Source organism: Rhodobacter maritimus, assembly GCF_058747975.1.
This window is the reverse complement of the sequence record NZ_CM179095.1, coordinates 2,015,170-2,035,894: the sequence shown is the minus strand read 5'-3', so window position 1 is coordinate 2,035,894 and position 20,725 is coordinate 2,015,170. Positions and strand designations below refer to the sequence as shown.

The window sequence follows — 20,725 nt, the reverse complement described above, 5'->3', positions numbered from 1 at the left end:
GGTCGGCATAGGCCGCGGCGCCGGTCACAGCGGCTGCGCCGCTGCCGACGACCATCTGGCCCGATAAGTAATGCGCCCAAACACCAGCGTTTCAGCGGCCTGCTTTGGGCGTGCGAAAATCTCCCCCGTAAGTGGAGACGGCATACCGAGAGAGACTAGGTTATAACCCGCCCCGCTTCCTGCGGCGCGCGCATCCATCACGCCCGCCGGGAAAAATCTCTTGGGCAGGGATGAGGTCAGCGCCGTATACGTTTCCAGAGGGAATGTTCCGGATATGTTGATCGAGATACCAATGTCCGCGCCTACTTGCCTCACCGTGCATAGTCCGGTCTGCCCGACAGAAAGGGGGATGGAGATGTCTCCTGTATCGTAGTCCGGTATGCTCGGGGCGGTGACCACCAAATAACCCGCAAGTGTCCTCGGTGTATCGTCCGATGACGGCATCGAATACGCGGTTTTCCACCAGCACTGCGTGCTGCCACCACCATCAAGGTTCATGGCGATGTGCAGGTCCTCTGCCAAACAAAGAGTAACCAGATCAGCCGCAGTGATGCCGTAGACCCCGGTCTTACCCTCGACCTGAATGAGCACGAGGTCGCCATTCGCACGCTGGCCCAGCACAGACCGGGCGGACACTGTAGTCGCGAGGGTTCCGGTCGGGGTCTGGCCCACCCCGTCAACCACGAGCAACCACCCCCAGCCCGCAGACCACACGGCACCGGCATCCACATAATCTTGCGCCGTCAGACCGTCAGACAAGCGGCCAGCCCTTAGCCGCCCATCGCGATACATGATCGCCGCTTCCCTGCGGTAATCGCTGTCCTCGAAATCTTGGACTGCAACACCGTCCAAGATTTGCAGGCCCGACGACACATATCTCCCTCCGCCAACGTGGAATGACGCATCGCAGTTTGCGACGATCTGATGCCCCCGCTCGGTGGCCACCGCGCGCAGTTCCGCGATATCCTGCGTGCCATCCAGAGGGTCAAAATTATCGCCGGGTTCCTTGCGCAACGTCTGCGGTCGCGGGTTCTTGATCTCGATCACGTCATAGACCTGGCCGCCGCTGCGCACATGGCGGATCGTCACGCGGGTGGGCAGGTCCGGATCGCCATGGTTTCCGCCGTGGTGCCAGAACGTCTCGGGGCCATACCAGGACCAGCCCGGCAGATCCGCGATATCGGTGGATCCGGGCACGCGCAGATAGGCGTGGCCCCCGGCCGTCACCACCGTGCCATCGGCCCAGACATGGCCCGCCGCGATCGCCGCGATGAATGCCGCGCGCGTGGCAAAAGCATTGCGGAACGGGCGCACATAGAGCTTCACCCCGCCAAACGTGGCGGCGTGGTGATCGACCGCATCCGCCTCGGCCACCATGAAGGCAAATCCCTCGTCGCGGGTGCGCACGAAATCGCCGGGGGCCACGCCATAGGCGCCCGGGGTGTAGCTCAGCTGCTCGTCGTCCAGCAGGGTCGCCACGTCATCGAATGGCGGCAGGCCGATGGCCGCGGCAGAAGCTGCGGCGGCCTCGGCCGCGGCAAGGGCGGCGGCGGCATTGGCCTGCGCATCGGCAATGTCCGTCGCATCCGGGCCGGGCGCGGGGTTGCCATTCTCATCCGCGATGACCAGCCGGCCGGCCTGCATCACGAACGGGTCGAGGTCGCCATCGACGCGCAGGGCGCCGCGCATCTGATCCTGCAATTCCTGCACCGCCATGGTCATGCGGTCCAGCTGCACCTCCAGCCCCCGTTCCCGTTCCCCCAGCAGGCCCACCCAGCCCTGTTGCACGGGCGTGACGCGGCGCACATGCAGCGTGCCGCCATCCAGCTCGGCCGCCCGGGCGGGCGTCAGGGTGATGTCACCCGCGCCCTCCGTCGAGGCGGGCGTGGCGGTGAAATCCGCATCCGACAGGGCGATGCGCTCACCCTCAAGGATCACCGCGACGGTCAGCGATCCCGCGACATAGGGGTGCGGCACCGCGTAGGGGCCGATCCCCTGCACCTCATAGGCCGGGGACGGGGTGTAAAGCTCGGTCGTCATCGCGCAAGATCTCCAAGGGCGTTCATGGGGTCAGGCAGTCGGGAAGGGGCGGCGGCGCCACGCTTCCAGTAGAACTGGGTGCGGTAGTCTTTCTTCAGTTTGGCATCTTGCCGGCGCCACATCTTCTCGGCGTCCGGATCGAAGAGGACCTGCAACTGGTCCCAGATCAGCCGGTCAAAGGCCAATCTGGTCGGCACCGGGATAAGGGGCTGAAAGGTGGCAAGCGGATTGTAGCGACGCAGCAGGTTCACCGCGTCGCGCCCAATCATCGTGTCCTTGCCTTGCACGGCGCGCGCGACGTTCGACCCGATGGCGGTGGCGAAATCGCCGCCTGCGCCGAACACGGGCCCTGCCAGCGTCTGAGCGATGCCACCGCCGGCGCGGCTGGTCGAGCTGGAAAGGAAGTCCCCGAAGATGCCCAGCCCTCCGGCCTGCATGAAGGCCGCGCCCCAGAATGCCGGATCATCCATCGGCCGGGGGTCGCGACCCAGGGCTGTCTGCTTCAGCTGGATCGTCAGCCCGCCCATCAGGGTCATCATCGCCAGGTATTTCGCGCCGTAGGACCACCTGTTCCAGGTTCCCTCGATCTCATGGATGCGGCGGACCTGGTTGTGCATCACCGACATCGCGTAGGACTTGTACATGAAGAACGAGCGCGCCATCTCGCCGCTGAACGATCCCGGCGGCGCTTCCCCGACAATCGAAGCGCGGCCGCGCAGGCTGGTTGACGGGATCGAGAACTCGACGTGATCCTGCACAAGCGCGCCGAAGCGGATCGCGATATCCTCCACCTGGTCGCGGGGCAGGGTGCTGTGCTCCAGAAACCAGGTCGGGTTCAGGTGCTTGCCGCCGCGCGCATCGGTATAGATCGCTTCTGGCGCGCGGATTGCGTCCCAGTCGCTGGCGGTGAAATTACGGCCCTCCATATAGCGCCGCAGGCGGGGGTTGATCTGGTCAAAGCTCTGGGTCGCAAGATCAGCAAGATCGCTGCCGAAGGCCATGGACACCGCCACCCTGCTGCGATCGGTCAGGAATGAAAGCCCGTTCGCCCGCAGCACCGCATTGGTAATCCTGCTGGTCGTTTCCGGCGACCAGATGTCCCCCATGAACCGCGCCTGCGCGTTCGAGCTGTCGAACCATGTGTCCATGATGAAGCCCAGGTCCTTGGCCTTCTGTGCGTCCAGGCCGGTCAGGGCCTCGCCGAACAGCTGCTTGACCGGCGAGCTTCCGTTCAGACCGATTGCCTGCGCGGCCATGCGCATCGAGACCAGATCGGAAAGCTGCGAAAGGGGCGCGCTGCCAAGCTGCGCTGCGGTCAGCAGGTTGCGGGTGCCCGCCATCAGGGTTCCGAGGGCCTTGTCATGAGGGCGGTTTGCCGTTCCATTCAGGATCTTCAGCATCACCCGCGCCTTCTTGGCCTTTCGATCGATCTTGCGGGCTGCCTTTACGCCCAGCTTTCCCTCGGCCCGCATCACATCGCGGGTCATGACCTGGACGGCATGTTCAAGGCCGGCGGTCGGGTTCGGCCCGAAGGCGCGCATCAGGCCGATATCGCGCGCCATACCGCGCAGATGCCCGATCACCCCGTCAAACGGGTTGGCTGCGCCGAAGGCATCGTTATAGGCCATCCAGTCATCCGCCGATTTGAAGTGCAGAACCCGGTGCGCCTGGTGGGCGTTTTTCAGGGCGGCCGCGCCCATGCTCATGCTGGCTTCGCGCTTTGACCAACCATCGCTGATCAGGCTCTTGTAGACTTCATCCAGGAACGGCTCGACATCATCGCGGAACGGCTTTGCACCCTTGGCAACCGCAAAAGGCTTTCCGGTCCGGTGATCGACGATCCGGCTCCAGTCGGCCCGCTCGAACACCTCATCCGACCATTCCTTGAAGCCCGCGCGCTGGATCTTCGCGCCGTCATGGGTGTGACGCACGCCGAAATCATCCAGCTTGCGGATGTCCATGCCGAAGCTGTTGGCAAGCGCCCGGGCGCGTTCATACTGCTTCAGGACGGCCTCGGCGATCTGTCTGGCATTTGCGTTTCCGCTGTTCTCGCCATGCAGTTCCTGCACGATTTCCTTCAGCGCGGCGCGATCGCGCACGCGCCCAAGGATGTCGGTGCGGTGATCTTGCAGAAACTGGCTGATCCCCCCCATGAACTGTCGCTCCAGCCCACGGATCTCCTTCTCGGCGAATTCCAGATCCTTCAGCACCAGGTCCGGGTCTTTTTCATGGGCCATGCCGTAGCGGGCGTTGTTGCGCTCGATCACCTGAAGCTGACGCAGGGTTGCATGACGGCGGGCCTTGGCGCGCTGCATGAAGCTCTCCACCACCTCCTCGCCGGCCGCGATGCGGGCATCTGGCTCGGCCAGCCCGGAAAGCCTGTAGCGCTCGACCAGATCGAGATATTCCGTTTCGGCCAGTTCGGCGCGGGCCGGATCTACCGCCCCGGCCTGCATGGCGGCGCGCAGGCAAGCGTCGAAATTCATCGCGGAACCCCCTTCAGCATGCAGCTCGACATCGCCGTCATGAGCGCCTGATCCTGATCGAGATCATCCAGCACTTCGGCAACGGTGGCCCGCGGCCCATCTTCGGTTCCGGTCAAGCTGAATTCCTCCGCATCCTGGCCGGCCCATCGGTCACGGGTTTTCCAAAGCGTCAGGGCAGCCGCGTCGGCCTCGTCTTCGAGGCGCGACATCAGATCTTCAGGATCCCCGCGGCTCTTGCCGGATGCTTCAGGCGCGCCTATATTCAATGCGGTATCGGCGCTCTGGCCAGCTGTGTCATCCAGGGCTCGAACTGCGCCGGTGTCCGTCGTGGCGGCGCGGCCGATACTATTCCTCTCGAAAGCCGTCATCAGCCAGGTCTTGGATCGGCCATCGAAATCAAGCCGGACAACGGCCTGCCCATCAGGATCCGAAAGGCGGATCCTGTTTGCCCCGGATCTTGCCTCATCCATCCGCAGCCTCGACAGAAACCCCTGAAGGTCTGGAAGGACTTCCGGATGCTTGGCGGCAATCTTGGCAAGGCCGAAGCCTTCGCGCCCCGATGCAGGTGCTTCGCCATAAATAAGGTCGATGGGATCGCCTATCTGGGGGTGTGTCAGGGTGCCGATCGCTTCCCCTTCGCGGGCGGCGAGCAATCTCTCGATTGCCTCTTGCGGCTTGCCGACCAGATCCCGATGGATCGGCCCGAATGGGCCGGTTTCAACCCCCTGCCGAAGGTCCGCATGCAACTCATCGTTTGCGCGCTCTACGGGGGGGCTGGACGCGCCATCGTCAAACCTGGACGGGTCGATCTTCGAGATGTCGCCCAAAGGTGCAACCGGCGGCTCCGGATCGGGATCGGGCATTCTGGCGGGATTGTAGGGCGTCCGGCCGTCATGGCCGCCCACGGCGCGCGCAAGCGCCTGCACCGGCGTCACCGCATCGCCCATGAGATCGTCGATATCGGCGCGCCCCACGGCCGTCGCTTCGGCCGCATACCGGCGCAGGATCTCGCCGGCTGCTTCTGGCGGCCTCGCGCGATCGCGCTTGTAGAACACATCCAGCAATGCCTCGATCATCGGGTCGCGGTCGCCGAACATGTCTTCCTGCGCCAGGCGGTCGCGGATCGCGCCGATGACGCTTTGCCCGTCGCGCCGGTCCAGCCGCGCGCGCGCGATGATGCGCACGGCCTCCATCAGCTGATCGGTGATGTCGAACTCCGCGCGGACATAGCCCGCCTCGACCATCGTGCGGAACGCGGCCCAGTCCGGTGCCAGATCTTCCAGCATGCGCAGCAGGCTTTCGACGGCAGGGCTTTCGGTTTCCGCCACCATCTTCAGCAGATCGTCCGCCTCGAAGGCGCGCGCGAACAGCGCCTGCCGCAGGCGCCGGATCCCGTCGATGTTCAGCCGGCCGTCACCAGTCAGCAGCGCGGCCCGTTCGTTCTGGGGCATCGTCGCCAGCATCTGGCGCACGAAACCGGCGTTCTCCGGGGTGTTCAGGCCCTTGCCTGGCTGATAGGCGTCGAAGCTGCGGGCACTTAGATAGTCGGCATCCAGGCGGGCCTGCTCGCTTGGGGCCATACGTCCGATCGATGAGATGTTGCTTTCGCGGATAAAGCTGCGACGGGTTGCGGCATCCAGATCCGTGACCCGCTCGGCGATCAGCACGGGTTTGCGCACGCCTTCCGGAATGTCGAACTCTTCACCGATCATTCCAAGATAGGCCTCATAGGCCCTCGGATTTTCCGATGCGGCACGGCTCAGTGCCATCACCCGGCCGTTGCCGCTCTCGACGATCATGTCCGGGCCGACGATCGGCGCGCCGCGATCGCTTTCCGGGCCGGGCATCAGGCGTGCGGGATCCAGCCGCGCGGCCATCTCGGTTACCTGAAGATCACTTGCCGCGCGGGTCCGGTCGCGCGGCTGCAAATCGCCGGAGGCGGCCTTCAGATCATCCAGGTCAACGACACGATAGCGCACCTCGACCCGGGTTCCGGCGGGCGTGGTTACCTCATTGAAGCGCGTGGTGAATGGCCTACGGCCTGGCGGAGTTGCGACCGGGCCACGATATTCGACAGGTTCGGTTGGAACAAAGCCGGCACTGGGGCCGCGATATCCCTCCCATGCACCGGTGCCCTGCGCGTGATAGATCCACTGCCCCAGCTTCTCCTGAAGCTCGGCCGTCATCACCTCATCGCCACGAAGCCGCAAGGCCTGCTTGGCCGCGCGCAGCGTTTTACCGACGATCTGATACCCGCCCATCGGGGTTGCAACCCGGCCGATCTGCGCCTTGACCCATTGCGCATAGGGCCCGGACGGATCGGAAAACGCGATTGCCTCGTCGACCGTCATCTCGGTCAGCTTCACATGCGCAAATGGACCGCCCTGGCGATTGGAGTAGCCAAAGAGCGCATTGTAGTCGCCGCCGCTTTCGCCTGCGAAAATCCCGCCGCGGATGGCCTCCCAGTTTGCAGGTGCATCTGACGTGATGGCGGGCAGAAGGCCGCGCGCCACAGGTGGGGCGACGGGCACCTCGCCGCGCCGCATCGCCGCTTCCGCAGCATCGACCGCCATCTGGCCATCCAGCCCGGCATTTTCGGCCGCCAGTGCAGCAGCCTCCCCTTGCCGGCGGCCAAGCACATAATCGAGGGCGCGCGCGCCGCCACCAAGCACCGCGGCGAAACCCGCGCCATAGACAAATGCTTCGCCGATCTGAAGGGCGGCGTTGGGTGCTTCCCTTCCAAGATCTTCGGCCACCCTTCGTTGCTTGATGACCTGCGGAACCTCCAGCGCGGCGTTGATGCCGCCTTCCGCCAGCATCGCGCGCGCCAGGCTTTTGGCGGAACTGCCGATGCCCAGGAAGGGCGCGGACCACTCATCGGTCAGCGCACCTGTCATCCCGCCAAGAAACTGCGCCATGAAGCTGTCGCCGCGGGCCAGCATCGCTTCGTTATCGGCGATTTCCTTTTCGTGACGGCGGCTGATCTCGGCCTCGAATTCCTCGCGCGAAGCCGGCAGGCCGCCAAATGTATCCGGATCGAACTGTCGCCCGATGCGGACCTGCTCGAACATGGCGTCCATATCGGCCGCCGATCGCGCGCGCCGGACGCTGCCCGCATCCATCAGGGGTGCGCCCCCGATTGCCGGCATGCTCTTGATCGCCTCGCCAACTTCGCCGCGATCTGAGCTGAAGTCCTTGCCGTTCAGCGCGCGATACATGTCCTCGTGAACGCCGCCCTGAATGGCTTCGCGCCAACGCCAGCTGTCGCTTCCCATGTAGTAATCTTTTGCGCGGCCCACCCACTGATCCATCCACGAGGGCAGGGGGCCGTCCAGTTCGGGGGTTGCGTTTTCGGCGCGGGATTTCAGGGGCCAGTTCATTTCCCGCGCCCGCCCTTGTCGGTCACCTTCGACAGGTCAAGCAGGTATGGCATGCCATCGTGACCATAAAGCGCCTCGAAGCGGCCGGTCGCAGGGTTTTCAACGACGAGCTCGTAGGCGGTGCCATCCACCCAGCGAAGGCTGACCGCATCGAAGGTGCTGGGGTTCAGCGACTGACCGCCGGCGGTTGGCACATTTCCTGTTGCCGAAAAGTCGGAAAGCGCCGTATCGCCAAGCCTCGGATCGGCGATCTGGTCGCGCAAAATGGACAGCCCGTCCTCCACCTCATCGGCATTCAGGCCCGGCGCCATCTGCGTCAGGTGCCCGCGCACCTCCTGCAATCCGCCACGCGCGCTTCGGGTGCCGTAGGTCCCGCTGCCGCCCATGACCTCATGCACCGCCTGGCGATACACATCCTCGTTCAGCACATTGTCCACCGCGTCCGGGTCACCCCGCCGCCGATAGGCGTAAAGGGCGTCCGCAGCGGCAATGACGGCATCGCGGCGCGGCGCTTCATCATGGCGGCCGGTGACCGTGCCGTCCTCGAAGACGCCTGAAAAATCGCGAAAGAACTGTGATCTGCGGATGGGGGCTGCAGGCATCCGCGTGTCCTGGCTGTCCAGCGCACGCTGCCCCTCGAAGATCTGCCGGGCCAGCGTTGCGTTTCCGGTCGCCGCGACCATGCCGCCCACATAGGTGAACAGGGGATCGGCACCGATTTCGACCGAAGCATCCTCAGCTTCTGGCCCCATCGCAACCGCGAAAGCCGTAGCCAGCCGCGTGCGTTCGGCAGGGCTCTTGGCCGGGTCTGCGGCGGCCTTCCAGGCTTCAGCTTCGTCCGGGCTGAAGAACTTGAGATCCTCGGTAAAGCCCGCATCGCGCAACGAGATCGCGTAGTGCTTTCGATCCAGCAGGCCGCGGGCCATGTCTTCCGGGGCGGACGCTTCCGGATCTGGCAGATCGGGGGCAGGCTTCAGGCCGATTTCTGCGGCAAAGGCGAAACGATCCTGGGCAAATCCCTTTTCCGCGGCGCTGATCGATGCCTGCATGGCATCGACCAGGTCCGCCTCGAAGCTTTCGCCGATCGGCCGGGCCTTTGCTTCGGCCAGTTGCGCGCGCTGCTCTGCCAAAGGCAGGGCGGAAAATCCCGGTTTCGACCGGTGCAGCAGCTGCGCATGGGCGTATTCCCGTGCCTCTGGAAGTGCTGCGATGGCAGGATCCTGCAACAGGACTTCGGCGTCTTCGGTGCCACTCCAGTCGCGCCCCTTGCCATAGACGGCGATCCCTTCCTTCAAGACATCGCGCGCGGACGCGACGCGCTCCTTCTCGGCCCGATCCGCCTCTGACTTCTCTTTCGCCTGTGCCGCGCTGACCGCGCTGATGCCGCGGGTCCGGAAGCTCTCGGCCCGCTCGGGATCCAGCCCGGCCAGCCCGCCGCTCTCGATCGCGGCGACCAGGGCGGCCGGATCGTCAGCCAGCAGCCTTTGCGCCTTCACCGAATCGACATCGGCCAGTGCCTGCATCCACCGCTGCTGTTTCTCTTCCGGTGAAATAACGCCGGCGGCAACTTCTGCCTCCAGGTGATCATTGAACTGCGCCAGATAGGCGTCAGCCGTATTCGGGTCGGAAGATGCCGCTGTGCGCACCGTGACATCCGTCGCGCGCATGAGCCCCGCCATGCGTTCGCTCTGGCGCAGGTCGATGGCCCGCGCGCCCAGGGCAAATCCGTGGCTCTGGCGCAACTCGTCGAAGACCAGCCCCGCCTTGTCGCGGATCTTCGGGTCGATGCCATCCATGATCTGGGTGCGCAGCGCCTCGGATCGTGGTGCGAATTCCCGGTCGATCGCGTCGGGGTCGCCCATCTGCTCGAACTCAAGGCGAAGGGTGTTCAGCCCCTCCATCATGTCCAGCCGGCTGCGCCCCATCTCGCGTTCCAGGCGGTCATTCTCGATGCCGGTGCCCACCTGCATCATCACATCGCCAAAGCGCGCAATCGCGGCGCCCGCCTGCGAGGCCTCGATCTGGGGCTGTGCCGCGCGGCCCGCGATCAGGCCAGCCTTTGGGACCGTCAGGCTCATGCCAAAAGCTCCGGCCAAAGTTCCGGCGCGGCCGACAGCAACTTGCCGCCCGCATCGAAGACCCCGTTCAGCAGGTCCGATGTCGCGCGGCCACGGGCCACGCGCCGCGCGGCCGACAGCTCGGTCTGCCGTGCGTCGCCGTCCGAACGGATGGCCTGGCTTTCAAACGACATCTCGGCCGCGGCCGACTGCCCCAGCGTGATCGCCGTGGGACTGTCCAGCGAGATCCCGCGCGCGGCCAGCTCGGCGATCTGCGCGCTCATGGCGGATCGGAACTGCGCGCGGGTCCGGTTGTCCTTGACGGCCGTCAGGCGCGCCTCGGTCGCGGCTTGTTCTTCCAGGGCGCGGGCCTGTGCCTTGCCGGCCTGATAGTCTGATACGCCCTGCATCAGCGTCCCGCCGATGCCCACCAGCGTGCCAAGCGATTGCAGCGCGGCGCCGGCACCAGCGCCGGATGCGGTAACCCCACCGAAGACGCTGCCGATCGCCGAAACCACGGGGGTGATGAAATCGCACATCTAAAGGCCCGCCTCTGCTATGGAGACCTCAAGCGCGGTCACCGTCATGGGCGCGCCGCCTACCGGGTAGAAGCGCACGGCAACGTCATTGGCGTAGCCGGTGGTCAGGGGCAGGCGCGACATTCCCGAGAACGCCTGCGACAGATCGGCCGCCACCTGGCGCGGGATCACATTCATCGCGGGCCATTCGCGCGGCGCCTGCGCGAAGTCGTATTCGACCGTTGCCACCCGCGCGGCGGCCGTGCGATGCAGGCCGACAGCGGCCATCGGCGTCAGGCGCTTGCGCCGGCCAAGGCCGCTGCCATCGCGCACGATCGGCTGCAAGGGCAGCGTTTCCACGAAATGGGTGGTGTCGAACAGCCCGATGGTCGCCCGGCCGACCTCGACCGGCAGGGTGACGGTGCCCCCCTCTGGCACGTCGATCGGGCCATATTCGCCGATATCGGTCCAGGCATAGACGGTTTCCCCGGCCAGATGCGGCACCGCGAATTCCGCCGCCGGCACCTCGGGCGTGAAGATCCTTGCGCAGAACAGGTGCACCGCCTCGGCAATCGGCTGGCTGCCCCCCAGAACACCATAGCCGATCGCCTGCTCTTCGACGAACCGCAGGGTTTCGCCGTCGATGACGCGCCGCACGATCATCATCAGGATATCGCTCGATCCGTCCGCGCTCGATGTCACGGCCATGGCCTCGACCGCGCCCCCGGCAAGAGGGCAGGGCGCCCAGCCCAGGACATCCTCGGACGGATCGTAAAGCATTACGGCCAGCTCGCCCGTGCCGCGCCTCAGCCACGCCAGGCGCTGCGGGGCCGATTGCCAGGCGATCTCCAGATAGCCGTCGGCGCCCAGATGCTCGGATGGCAACGAAAGCTCGGCCGCGCGGTTGCTGTCGGACTGGAAGTCATAGCCTATCTCGATCACGCGGCGCCCATCCTTCGACACGAAGATCGGCCGCCCGTCCGGGGAAATCGGACGCACATTCCCGGCCGACCCGATCGAGCTGTCCAGCCCGAAGGCCGTGGTGGTCGGGCCCACAACTTTCGATCCGTCAGACGAGCGGGAGGAGTATTCCTCGCCCAACGCACCGATATGCAGGCCCGACCTGCCGGCCTTCAGCCACAGGATCCGGTTCATGGAACTGTTGCCGGCAATCGAATAGGCAAATCCCTCGTCGGCCTCGTTTCCGGGGGTGAAGTCCTGAAAATCACCCACGATCGAGAACCACAACGTGCGCGGTTCGGTCGGCGTGGCGGCCGCCACCAGGCGCTGTTCGTAGATCTCCAGCGCCGATGGATAGCCGTGCACATCGGACCAGGCTCCCTCGGACCAGCGATAGGTCGGCACGTCGATCAGCATGGGCGGCAGGCGCTTGATCACCGTGGCCGTGGCGCTGGTGGAGCTGGCCACAGCGGTGATGCGCACCACCCCCACGCCGTCCGAGACGAATTTCCACTTGATCACCGGATCGAGGCTGACCATCTCGATCCCCTCGGTATGCACCGGCGGGTTCACGCCGGTATTGCCGGCAACCCCAGGCAGCACCGGCCCGCCGGGCACGATCGGCCCGCCATCCGTGCCGCCTGCGGTGATCAGCTCGTAGATATTGCCGTCATAGCGCATCAGCTGGCCGGGCTCGATGTCGGTATTCCCGGTCCACAGCGGGATGCCGCTGTAATTGTCGGCCTCCAGGCGCATCAGCGATCCGATATGGGCGGCCGTGAAGGTGGCCGAGCTGGCGGTCAGGGTCACACTGCCGCTGGCGGCGCTGGATTTGATGGTGCGCGCCTCGTCCAGGTTCTGCACCCGGAAGGGTCCGGTGTCGAAACTCGCCGCCGCCCATTGCCAGTTATCCAGGGCAAAGCGGCTCAGCTTCTGGATCGGCTTCTCGCCATCCGCGAAATAGATCACATCGGCCGACTGGACCCATTGCAGGCGCTCCAGATCGTCCGCGTCATAGGGGCTGGCCAGCTCGTAGGGAACGCCCCCGGACAGCACCGGTGCCCCATAGCGCCAGACCCGCATCCAGCCGGGCGTCAGCTCCAGCACCACCGCGTCGTTCTTGGCGAACTCGAACGGGATCAGCCGGCCGGTGGCGTTGCTGCGCGTCTCGCCGCGCATGATCGTGCCGGGCGCGCGGGTAAATCCGCCCTGGCGCAGCGGGATGAAACCCGGCGCACGGGCCAGCCCGGTCTGGTGGCGCTGATAGTCGATCCGCTCGCGCAGAAGCGGCGACACCTCGCCCGAGGAAAAGGCCAGCTGGGCGACGGCGGCGCGGGTCATCGCGTAGCCTCCGCCGCCCAATCTCCGGTCTCGTCGCCCCCGTCATAGCGTTGCGGGCTGGCCTGCCGGGCGTCCACGCGCTCGGCCTTGGCCAGCACGCTCATCGCACCGTCCTCAAGCGCGGCGGCCTTGTTCTGCGCACCCACCCATGTGGGGGCAAGGATCGCGGCCAGCCTGTAGGCCACGGCGGCGCGGAACGTGGCGGGCAGGCGGTTTTCGTCGCTGACCATTTCGGTATAGCGGATCCGCATCGGGCCCGGCGCGTCCGCGCGCAGGAACGTCTTGTCGGCGCGCCAGTCGATCTTGCCGTCACCCACCTCCAGCAGGCGCACACAGGATCCCGGCAGGGCATAGGTATAGGGCAGCTGCGGATCCACGCGCGAGGCGGGCAGATCGACCACCTCGGGCAGCATTGCCAGCTCCGAGGCAAAGGACCAGTCGGACGCCTCAAGGCAGATCCGCATGGCTTCGGGATATTGCTCGGCCGCGTCGCGGGCCTGCGGCGTATCATCCGCGAAAGATGAAATCGGCCCCAGCTCCATCAGCCGGAACGCCTGGGCTACGATGGTGGACGTGGCAATCGGCTCTGGCATCGGACCCCCGGATCAGGCAAGGGCCGGGCGCGCAACCGCGCCCGGCACCGGTCGCATCCGCGATCAGCGGAAGATGTAATGGATGGCGAAGGGCATGCTGCCCGCGCCGGTCGCATCCGCGATGGCATGGGCGTAGATGCCGATCATCCCGTTCGCGGGCGCCTCGGCCAGGCCAAGGACTTCCCACAGGCGCTTGCCATGGTTCGCGTCACCGAAGGCCACGGGCGACACGGTGTTGCCGGCGGATTTCAGCACCGAGGCAAGCGCGTCCACATCGGTTTCGGTGCCGATGCGGATGGCGGCAAAGCCCCAGTTCTCCACATCGAAGGCCGTGCTCGGATCCAGCAGGCAATCGGCCGGCAGATCCGCCAGGTGATATTTCGACCCGTTCAGATCGTCGGCCGCATTGGCGACCGTGCCGGTGGCAACGATCGGGCGGCCGCGCGCCAGTTCGGGTTCCGCGGCGGGCTGACCGGCCAGATAGTCGGCGATCAGGTCGGACTTGGTGTTGACGATGGGCATATCGGCCCCTCCTTGTCAGATGTCAGGATGAAGGCAGCCGGCGAAGCGCCGGCTGTCAGATCACTCGGCGCATTCCAGGACGACGACGCCCTTGTCTTCGCCGCGCACGCAGTCAAGCCGGGCCGAGACATAGACATAGGGCAGGCCCTTGGCCGAGGTGTCGTTCCACATGTCGCCCTTGATCGCCTGCCAGTAGCCCGCGAAGATGTTGCGCTTCGACCAGATGGGGCAGAGACGCGGGTCGCCACCCCCGGCCTTCAGCGGCAGCCGGTTGGTCAGGATCCAGTTCACGCCCATCAGGGGCGTGGGCTTGCCCGACCGCAGCTGCTCGATGTTGAAGGTGTTCAGGTTCGCGCCGCTGGCCGCGGCGATGCCCAGAAGATCGTCTTCCTGGTTGGGCGTGATCGCGCAATAAAGCGGATCCATCGCGCCATCGATGCCGAAATCCGCCAGCTTCAGCGCCTTCACCGCTTCGCGCAGCTTGTCCAGCGTCAGGCCGGTGGACCCGTGCGGCACATATTGGCCGGTGGGCAGGACCGTGCCGGTGCCCGGCGTCTTGCCTTCGCGGGCGCGGCCGAGGATGCCGCCATCGGTCACGGCATAGCCGGAATTCGTCTTGCGGATCCCCAGCATGCGGTCGGCCTCGCCGCGCGTGACGCGGGCGGTGTGCACCCGCACATAGCTCGAGGTCGGATCGGTGGCGGTATCGAACTTGTCTTCTTCGTCGATATATTGGCCACTTTCGATCTTTTCGGGGCGCACGAGCCAACGGCGGCTGCCGGTCACCGGGATCTCCGGGTTGCGGCGGCTGCGATCCTCGGCATAGGCATATTCGCCGGCGTCAAGGAAATCGGTGACGGACTGCGCTTCGCCTTTGCACATCACCTGCGTGACGGCACCCACCAGCGGGTTGCGCAGCTGCTGGGTCACCATTTCGACCGAGTTGGAATATTGCAGCCGGTGATGCTGCTCAACGTTCATTTCGAGAGGCATGGAGCCCTCCTGTGAAAACTACGATGGTTTGGAGTTTTCGGAGGGGTTGCCCGGTCATCCGGACCCGCCCTGGCCGATCACGCGGCCTACGCGGCAGTGCTTTCCTGCGGTCATCCGGACCCGCGCCGACATGCGGCAGGGGTTGCCCTTCTTTCTGCGTCCAGAAGATGCACAGATTTTGTGGCTTGTTTAGATAAATAATCTTTACGTATCTCGGGCGGGCCACGGAAACCGCCCCGGAAGGGCGGGTGCCGCGGCCGATTTCCAGTCTTCGCGCATCGCCTTCACATGGCGGTTCACAGCCATGACCGACAGGCCAAGCGCCTCGGCGCATTCCTTCTGCGTGCAGCCCGGATGCGCGCGATACCACGCCCGCACGCGGGCGCGGTTCAGATCGCCGATGGCTTCGCCGGGGTTTCGATAGCGGCGCATCACCCCATCCTACTCCACCGGAACCACGACAAAGCCCTCCAGATCGTGGCACTCCACGACCTGGAGGCCGAAGACCTCGGCACTCTCTGCCTCTTCGGTTTCGCGCAGAAGATCGGCCCATGTCTCGGGGCCGATCATCAGTTGCAATGCCGCGTGCCCGCGCCGGCGCATGGCGGCACGGGCGGCGGCGATCCGGCCCAACGTGTCGGATCGCATGGCTTACCCTTTCCCGGCCGCCAGCTTGGCCAGCCGGTTGAACTCGGGGCGCAGGCGGTCGATCGTGGCGCTGTCGCCGGCCGCACTGGCCTTGGCCCATTCCCCATCCGGCGCGGTGAAGGTCTTGAAGGCCGCCTGCGCCTCGGCCGGGGCCATGCCAAGCTGCGCGGCACCCTTCCCAAGCCCCGCCGCCACGTCATCGCCCATCGCGCGCGACAGGGCCTCGAACATGCGCAGCGCGGCGGTATTGCCACCGTCGCCGGAATTCAGCAGTGCGGAAACTGACCGGATCCCGTCCTGGTCCAGCCCCGCGGCCTCGGCCAGGGCACTGGCCGCCTGACGTGCGCGGGTGGTCTTGACCTTGTAGTCAGCCCCCCACAGGCTTTGCAGTTCCGTGCTCAGCTGCTCTTCGGCCTGGGCGATATCGCGGTCGAGGCCATCGCTGATGTCCTGGACATAGGTCGCATACATCTCGGTCGCGGCCGCCACGTCTTCCTGTCCCCAGCCGCGATCGTGGGCCAGCTGGCGGAACTTGCCTTCCAGCCCATCGGACCAGGCAATGGTATCGCTCAGCCCCTCGGGGCGCGCGATCTCGTATCCATCCGGGTTGTCCGGAAGGCCGAAAGCCGCTGCATTCGCGCGCCGCCACTCGGCCACGGATTGCCCCTCGGCCGGCTTGTCGATCACGCTGTCCAGCGGCTTGCCGAACCGCTTGTCAGCGGCCTGCCCGATGCCCACCAGCTTCGTCAGTGCGTCCAGCGGATCGGCCGAGGCCGTGACGCCCTTGGCCGACAGGTATCCGCGCATGCCCTCGTCAAAGCGTGCATCCTCGTGCCAGGCGGCCGCAGCCGCCCCTGCGCCCGCATTGCCAGCGCCGGGCGGGGGCGTGCCCGCATCACCGCCGCCGGCGCCGGTGTCGCCACCTGCGCCCGCGCCATCGGTGGGGGCAAAGGCGCGCAGGTCACGCAGGGCCATCAGGAAATATCGGTTCATCTCAGTTTTCCTCCATCATGGAACTCAGCTCGAAAGGTGTGGTCGTCATCGCCCCCAGCAGCTGCACCGCCAGGTCGCGGCGCCCGGCCTCATAGGCCAGCCGCATGGGGTCGATCGGTTCGGGAAGGGGCACGCCCCCGTCATAGGTGGATGGCTGGGTGGTCAGGACACCACCCAGCCGGATCAGGTCGCGCGCCAGCTCCGGATCGCGGGCCTGCGCGCGGCTCCAGCGGGCGGCCAGGTCGGCCGCCCCCGATTTCGCGGGGATCAGCGCGCGCAACAGCCCGATGCGGTCGAAGATCCTCACATCGCACCGCCTTCCAGCGCGGCCTGCGCGCCCGCCAGATCCTTCACCGCGCCGGCCATCGGGCCCGCGGCCTGCATTGCCATGGCGGCCTGCTGTTGTTGCTGGCGCTCTGCCTCCAGCTGGTTGGCCTCGTCGCGCGACCGCAGCATGCGCGCGGGCAGGCTGGGGCTGGCCTCGTGCAGGGCCTCGATGGTGGTATCAGGATCCAGCCGGTCCAGGTAACGCGGGCTGGTCTGCGCCAGCGGCCCCAGATTGTTCAGGAACTGCACGATCGCCAGCCCCTCACGCGCCTTCATCGCCATGGATGCGGCCGACTGGTAGCGCACGCCCAGGGGCAGGTTCTCGGCCTCTTTCGGCGGGGGCGGGATCTGACCCGCGCGCCACAGCTGGCGGAAGCGCCGCTCGACCTTCCGGGCGGCATATTCCTCCATGATCCGGTCGGAATGCGGCGCCCAGTTCCGCATCCGGGCTTCCTCGATGATCAGGGTCTCCTCGGGCGTGATCCCGGTGCGGCCCTGCACGGTCATCAGGTTGTAATGGAAGGCGTCCTTGATCGCTTGCAGGATCTCGCGCTTTTCTTCCATGGTGATGCCGATGCCGCCCCCGGTCTGAAGCGGGCGCAGCATCTGGTTGCCCTGCATGTTGACCGCGCCGTAAACCACATGGCCCGGCCGGATATGCCCCTGCAACGGCCAGTCTTCGCGCGCGGGGGCCCCGAAGGTGGGATCGGCGGCGTATTGCGCCGCCTTGATCGTGGCGGCCTGCATCTGGTGATGCACGCGGGTCGAGGCGAGCGCGACGAAGCCCGGCCCCGTGCCGATCACATGCCCGCTGTCCACATCCCAGCGGGGAACGTAATAGGGCATTTCCTCGTAACCGCCCTCGCGGATCAGCCAGCACCCCTCTTCGCAGGCATAGACCGACCGCCACGGCTTGCCTTTCGGGCCGATCCGGCCGGGGGTCCAGTCCTCGTTGCGCTGGACGTGGTGATAGAAGGTCAGCTTGTCGTTGCCGCCCTTCTCGGCCAGCTCCCAGATTTTCGGGGGCAGGGATCCCGTGTCGCGGAACAGCGCGACGGCCGCGCGCGGCTTCAGGTGGAACTTGCGCACCACTTCCCAGACACGGCCCCAGGCGTCGATATCCCAGGCAAGCTCGGCCAGCGACAGGCTCACATCCATGAACTTGCGCTCGCGGTCGACGAATTCGTCGTAGCAGGCCGCGTTCCCGAAGGCCGCGATGTCGGAATAGGCCTGGAAGGTGGCAGGGTAGAAGCTGGAAAGCGACGGCATGAAGCTGGCCAGCACCCGCGCCGTGGCGATGTCGTTCCATTCCGCCATCGGCTGCCAGGCGTTCAGATCCTCGTCCGGGGTGGCCAGGCCGAACCAGCGGTTCGCGGGGTTGGTCAGCCCGGAATAGATCCCGGCGGCAAAGCTGCTCGCGGCCATGATCGGCTCCGACGAAAGCGGCTTTTCGTGGCGCCGCCCCGAAGGATCGGTCAGGCCGAACCCCCCGCGCTGCGGCCGGATCAGGCCTGCGATATCTTCCCAATCCTGCTCATGGGTGGTGCGCTCGCCCTTCAGCTCGGACCAGCGGTCGATCGCGGCCCGGGCGGCGGGGTTGTCCTTTGCCCCGCCCTCGGCCGCGCCGGTGCGCATATCGGTCATCGCGTTCATTGCGCCACCCCGCCAAGCGTGGAGGTCGACGGGATCCCCGAGGGGCTGGTCAGCACGTTGGCCCCGGCACCGGCGCGCCGGCGCCGCAGGCGGGCCTCAAGGTCGGCCGTGCGCACAGCCTCGGAATTGTCGATTGCGCCGATCTTCTGCGGCCCGGGCGCTTTGGGCGTCTTGAAAACACACATGTTTCAGGTCCTCTCTTGGGGTTGCGCCGCACCGGAACGGCCTTCTGTCCAGGCGAATTGCCGGAACATCTCGTGCCCGTCACGCCCGAAACCGGGCATGTCGGCCTCATGGCGGAAGCCCACCATGGTCAGAAACTGCGACGCGCGCGGATGATCCGCCCAGGCGCGCGCTTCGATGCGGTGGATCCCGGCCTGCGCCGCGAAGGACGGCATGCGGGTGCGGATCGCCCGCGCCAGCTGCACCAGCTCGCGCCGATAGCGGGCATGATCGCGTGCCAACATTGCCGCACCGGCAACCCCGGCCTGCCCGGTATTGGCAAGCGCGACCACCGCGAAGGGTGTGCCGGCGGCGGTCTGAACAACCCAGCTGGCCACGCGGTGCGGCTCCATCCCGCGCCATTCGGCGAAAATCGCCAGATGGGTGGCGCGCGCCCCCCGCACGGCTTCGGCTTCGAGCTGGTCGAAGGCATCCAGATCGCGCAGGACCGCGAAGGCCGCCATATCGTCATAGGGGCGCGCGCTGATCATTTGGTGCCTCCCCGTGCTTCCAGCCGGTCCAGCCTGTCGATCTCGGCCGCGATCAGGGCGCCGGCGCGAACCAGATCGCGGCGGCGATCCTTTGGTTTCCACCAATCCGCCGCCCACGGCCAAAGCTCTATGACAAGCGCGCGAACCCTGTCTTTCAGGTCGACGCGCCCGACATCGAGGCCATGCAACAAGTAGCACGCAGCTGCGCCAGCGATCTCGCCGCGAACATGGACATCATCATGAACGGATGCCCACCCCTCCAACTTGATCTGCCGCGCCCGCTCGGCGGCGATGGCTTGAACCCCGCCGGACATGATCACTCCATCCCCAACGCGGATTTGTAGATATCCAGAACGGCCTCTTCCTCGGCCAGGTCGTTCTTGTCGCGCTTGCGCATGGCGATGATCTTGCGCATCGCCTTGGTGTCATAGCCGCGCGCCTTGGCCTCGGCCATCACATCGGCCTGCGCGTCCGTCGCCACCTTCTTGTCGGCCTCGTAGGTCTCGAATTGCTCGATGAACTGGCGCAGCTCGTCGGCCGCGACGCTGTAGGCAGGGATGCTCATTGGTAAAATCCTCTGATGATGGGAAGGGGGCTGACGCCCAGCAAAAGCCGGGCGCGCGTGGGCAGGCTGGCGATCACGGCGTGAAAGGCCAGATCGGACAAATCGCCATAATGGCCAGAATGGATCGAAGGGGGCAGGGTGCCGCTCATGCGGCACCCCCGATCGGTTCCCAGCAGGCCTCGAAGAGGTCGGGCGCCATCACGCTCAGCGCATCGAGGCCGTTGCGCAAAACCCACCAGCCCGGCGTCACGATGCTGGTGTGGCCGTTCCCGCCCACCACGGTCAGGATCCCGGCCTGGGCGTGAACGGCGGCGTTGCCGCGACAATCCAGCGCCATGGTCATGATCCGCTCGACCGAGGCGGGCGAGCCATCGAACTGCTCGGCCTCGATCTCCGTGGGCTTCTTGCGATAGAACCCCATCACGCGCCCCCGGACAGCAGGGCGCGACGCGCGGCCGCGGCCCAGTTGGTGACGGCCCCGCGCACGCCGGCGGTGCTGGTCGCGGTGATCCCGTGCATCTTGCAGCTGGCGGGGTCGCGGCGGCTGTCCAGCTTCATGCCTTCCTCGGTCTCCAGCCGGTGCACCAGGTCCGTGAAATGTGTGCGGTGCAGATCCTCGATGCTGGCCACGACGCGGCGCAGGCGGTCGGGATCGACGGCGGCGGGCTTGCGGGTGGTTTTCTTCGCCATCGCTCAGCCCTCCACCGGTTCGGGCTTGGTGGCGGCCTTCACCGCCCACATCGCCGCAGCCTCGATGTCGGTCTGGGCAAGCGCCTTCAGGCGGCCGACCTCGTTTCCGCGCACTGTGTCGCGGGAACTGGGGATCCCGTCGATCAGGTCGATCAGATCGGCGGCCTTGCGCTTGATCTGCCCCACCGTATCGTCGCCGCTCGGGTTGAAATTGATCCCGACGCGGTATTCGCCTTTGGTCATCAT

General features: G+C 66.2%; 22 protein-coding genes. All 22 read right to left on the bottom strand.

Annotated elements, in window-relative coordinates:
• Positions 1 to 24: 24 nt before the first annotated feature.
• Positions 25 to 2,040 (bottom strand): phosphodiester glycosidase family protein, encoded by a 2,016-nt coding sequence (locus tag AC4PTO_RS10445; protein ID WP_492728237.1) that lies wholly within the window; start codon positions 2,038 to 2,040, stop codon positions 25 to 27.
• Entirely contained in the window at positions 2,037 to 4,526 is a 2,490-nt protein-coding gene (locus tag AC4PTO_RS10440; protein WP_492728235.1) for a hypothetical protein, read from the bottom strand. The genes AC4PTO_RS10445 and AC4PTO_RS10440 overlap by 4 nt, the downstream gene beginning before the upstream one ends.
• Positions 4,523 to 7,906: a hypothetical protein gene (locus AC4PTO_RS10435; RefSeq protein WP_492728233.1), complete on the bottom strand. Its 3,384-nt coding sequence runs from the start codon at positions 7,904 to 7,906 to the stop codon at positions 4,523 to 4,525. The genes AC4PTO_RS10440 and AC4PTO_RS10435 overlap by 4 nt, the downstream gene beginning before the upstream one ends.
• Complete coding sequence (locus AC4PTO_RS10430) at positions 7,903 to 9,984, bottom strand: hypothetical protein (protein ID WP_492728231.1); 2,082 nt, start codon at positions 9,982 to 9,984, stop codon at positions 7,903 to 7,905. Before AC4PTO_RS10430 ends, AC4PTO_RS10435 begins: the two co-directional genes overlap by 4 nt.
• Positions 9,981 to 10,502 (bottom strand): hypothetical protein, encoded by a 522-nt coding sequence (locus AC4PTO_RS10425; protein WP_492728228.1) that lies wholly within the window; start codon positions 10,500 to 10,502, stop codon positions 9,981 to 9,983. Before AC4PTO_RS10425 ends, AC4PTO_RS10430 begins: the two co-directional genes overlap by 4 nt.
• A complete protein-coding gene (locus AC4PTO_RS10420; RefSeq protein ID WP_492728225.1) occupies positions 10,503 to 12,782 on the bottom strand; it encodes a phage tail protein in 2,280 nt (759 codons plus the stop codon).
• A complete protein-coding gene (locus AC4PTO_RS10415) occupies positions 12,779 to 13,375 on the bottom strand; it encodes a phage connector family protein (protein ID WP_492728223.1) in 597 nt (198 codons plus the stop codon). Before AC4PTO_RS10415 ends, AC4PTO_RS10420 begins: the two co-directional genes overlap by 4 nt.
• 63 nt (positions 13,376 to 13,438) lie before the next feature.
• Positions 13,439 to 13,897 carry a hypothetical protein gene (locus AC4PTO_RS10410; protein WP_492728221.1) on the bottom strand — a complete coding sequence of 153 codons (459 nt, stop codon included), beginning with the start codon at positions 13,895 to 13,897 and terminating at the stop codon, positions 13,439 to 13,441.
• A gap of 60 nt (positions 13,898 to 13,957) precedes the next feature.
• The gene (locus tag AC4PTO_RS10405; protein WP_492728219.1) at positions 13,958 to 14,890 is read right to left on the bottom strand and encodes a phage capsid protein; all 933 of its coding nucleotides are present in this window, start codon (positions 14,888 to 14,890) and stop codon (positions 13,958 to 13,960) included.
• Between the two features lie 204 nt (positions 14,891 to 15,094).
• Positions 15,095 to 15,322 (bottom strand): winged helix-turn-helix domain-containing protein, encoded by a 228-nt coding sequence (locus AC4PTO_RS10400; protein WP_492728217.1) that lies wholly within the window; start codon positions 15,320 to 15,322, stop codon positions 15,095 to 15,097.
• Between the two features lie 9 nt (positions 15,323 to 15,331).
• Complete coding sequence (locus AC4PTO_RS10395) at positions 15,332 to 15,538, bottom strand: hypothetical protein (RefSeq protein WP_492728215.1); 207 nt, start codon at positions 15,536 to 15,538, stop codon at positions 15,332 to 15,334.
• 3 nt (positions 15,539 to 15,541) lie between these two features.
• On the bottom strand, positions 15,542 to 16,531 hold the full coding sequence (locus AC4PTO_RS10390; RefSeq protein ID WP_492728213.1) for a hypothetical protein: 990 nt from the start codon (positions 16,529 to 16,531) through the stop codon (positions 15,542 to 15,544).
• A gap of 1 nt (position 16,532) precedes the next feature.
• Positions 16,533 to 16,838, bottom strand: a complete 306-nt coding sequence (locus AC4PTO_RS10385; protein WP_492728211.1) for a hypothetical protein — start codon at positions 16,836 to 16,838, stop codon at positions 16,533 to 16,535.
• Entirely contained in the window at positions 16,835 to 18,511 is a 1,677-nt protein-coding gene (locus tag AC4PTO_RS10380) for a portal protein (protein ID WP_492728209.1), read from the bottom strand. Before AC4PTO_RS10380 ends, AC4PTO_RS10385 begins: the two co-directional genes overlap by 4 nt.
• A complete protein-coding gene (locus AC4PTO_RS10375) occupies positions 18,508 to 18,696 on the bottom strand; it encodes a hypothetical protein (protein ID WP_492728208.1) in 189 nt (62 codons plus the stop codon). Before AC4PTO_RS10375 ends, AC4PTO_RS10380 begins: the two co-directional genes overlap by 4 nt.
• Before the next feature lie 3 nt (positions 18,697 to 18,699).
• Positions 18,700 to 19,224 (bottom strand): hypothetical protein, encoded by a 525-nt coding sequence (locus AC4PTO_RS10370; RefSeq protein WP_492728206.1) that lies wholly within the window; start codon positions 19,222 to 19,224, stop codon positions 18,700 to 18,702.
• Positions 19,221 to 19,538: a hypothetical protein gene (locus tag AC4PTO_RS10365; protein ID WP_492728204.1), complete on the bottom strand. Its 318-nt coding sequence runs from the start codon at positions 19,536 to 19,538 to the stop codon at positions 19,221 to 19,223. Before AC4PTO_RS10365 ends, AC4PTO_RS10370 begins: the two co-directional genes overlap by 4 nt.
• Positions 19,539 to 19,540: 2 nt before the next feature.
• Positions 19,541 to 19,789, bottom strand: a complete 249-nt coding sequence (locus AC4PTO_RS10360; RefSeq protein ID WP_492728202.1) for a DUF2312 domain-containing protein — start codon at positions 19,787 to 19,789, stop codon at positions 19,541 to 19,543.
• Positions 19,786 to 19,938 carry a hypothetical protein gene (locus AC4PTO_RS10355; protein ID WP_492728200.1) on the bottom strand — a complete coding sequence of 51 codons (153 nt, stop codon included), beginning with the start codon at positions 19,936 to 19,938 and terminating at the stop codon, positions 19,786 to 19,788. The genes AC4PTO_RS10360 and AC4PTO_RS10355 overlap by 4 nt, the downstream gene beginning before the upstream one ends.
• A complete protein-coding gene (locus AC4PTO_RS10350; RefSeq protein WP_492728198.1) occupies positions 19,935 to 20,210 on the bottom strand; it encodes a hypothetical protein in 276 nt (91 codons plus the stop codon). Before AC4PTO_RS10350 ends, AC4PTO_RS10355 begins: the two co-directional genes overlap by 4 nt.
• Complete coding sequence (locus tag AC4PTO_RS10345; protein WP_492728196.1) at positions 20,210 to 20,479, bottom strand: hypothetical protein; 270 nt, start codon at positions 20,477 to 20,479, stop codon at positions 20,210 to 20,212. Before AC4PTO_RS10345 ends, AC4PTO_RS10350 begins: the two co-directional genes overlap by 1 nt.
• A gap of 3 nt (positions 20,480 to 20,482) precedes the next feature.
• Entirely contained in the window at positions 20,483 to 20,725 is a 243-nt protein-coding gene (locus AC4PTO_RS10340; protein ID WP_492728195.1) for an Acb2/Tad1 domain-containing protein, read from the bottom strand.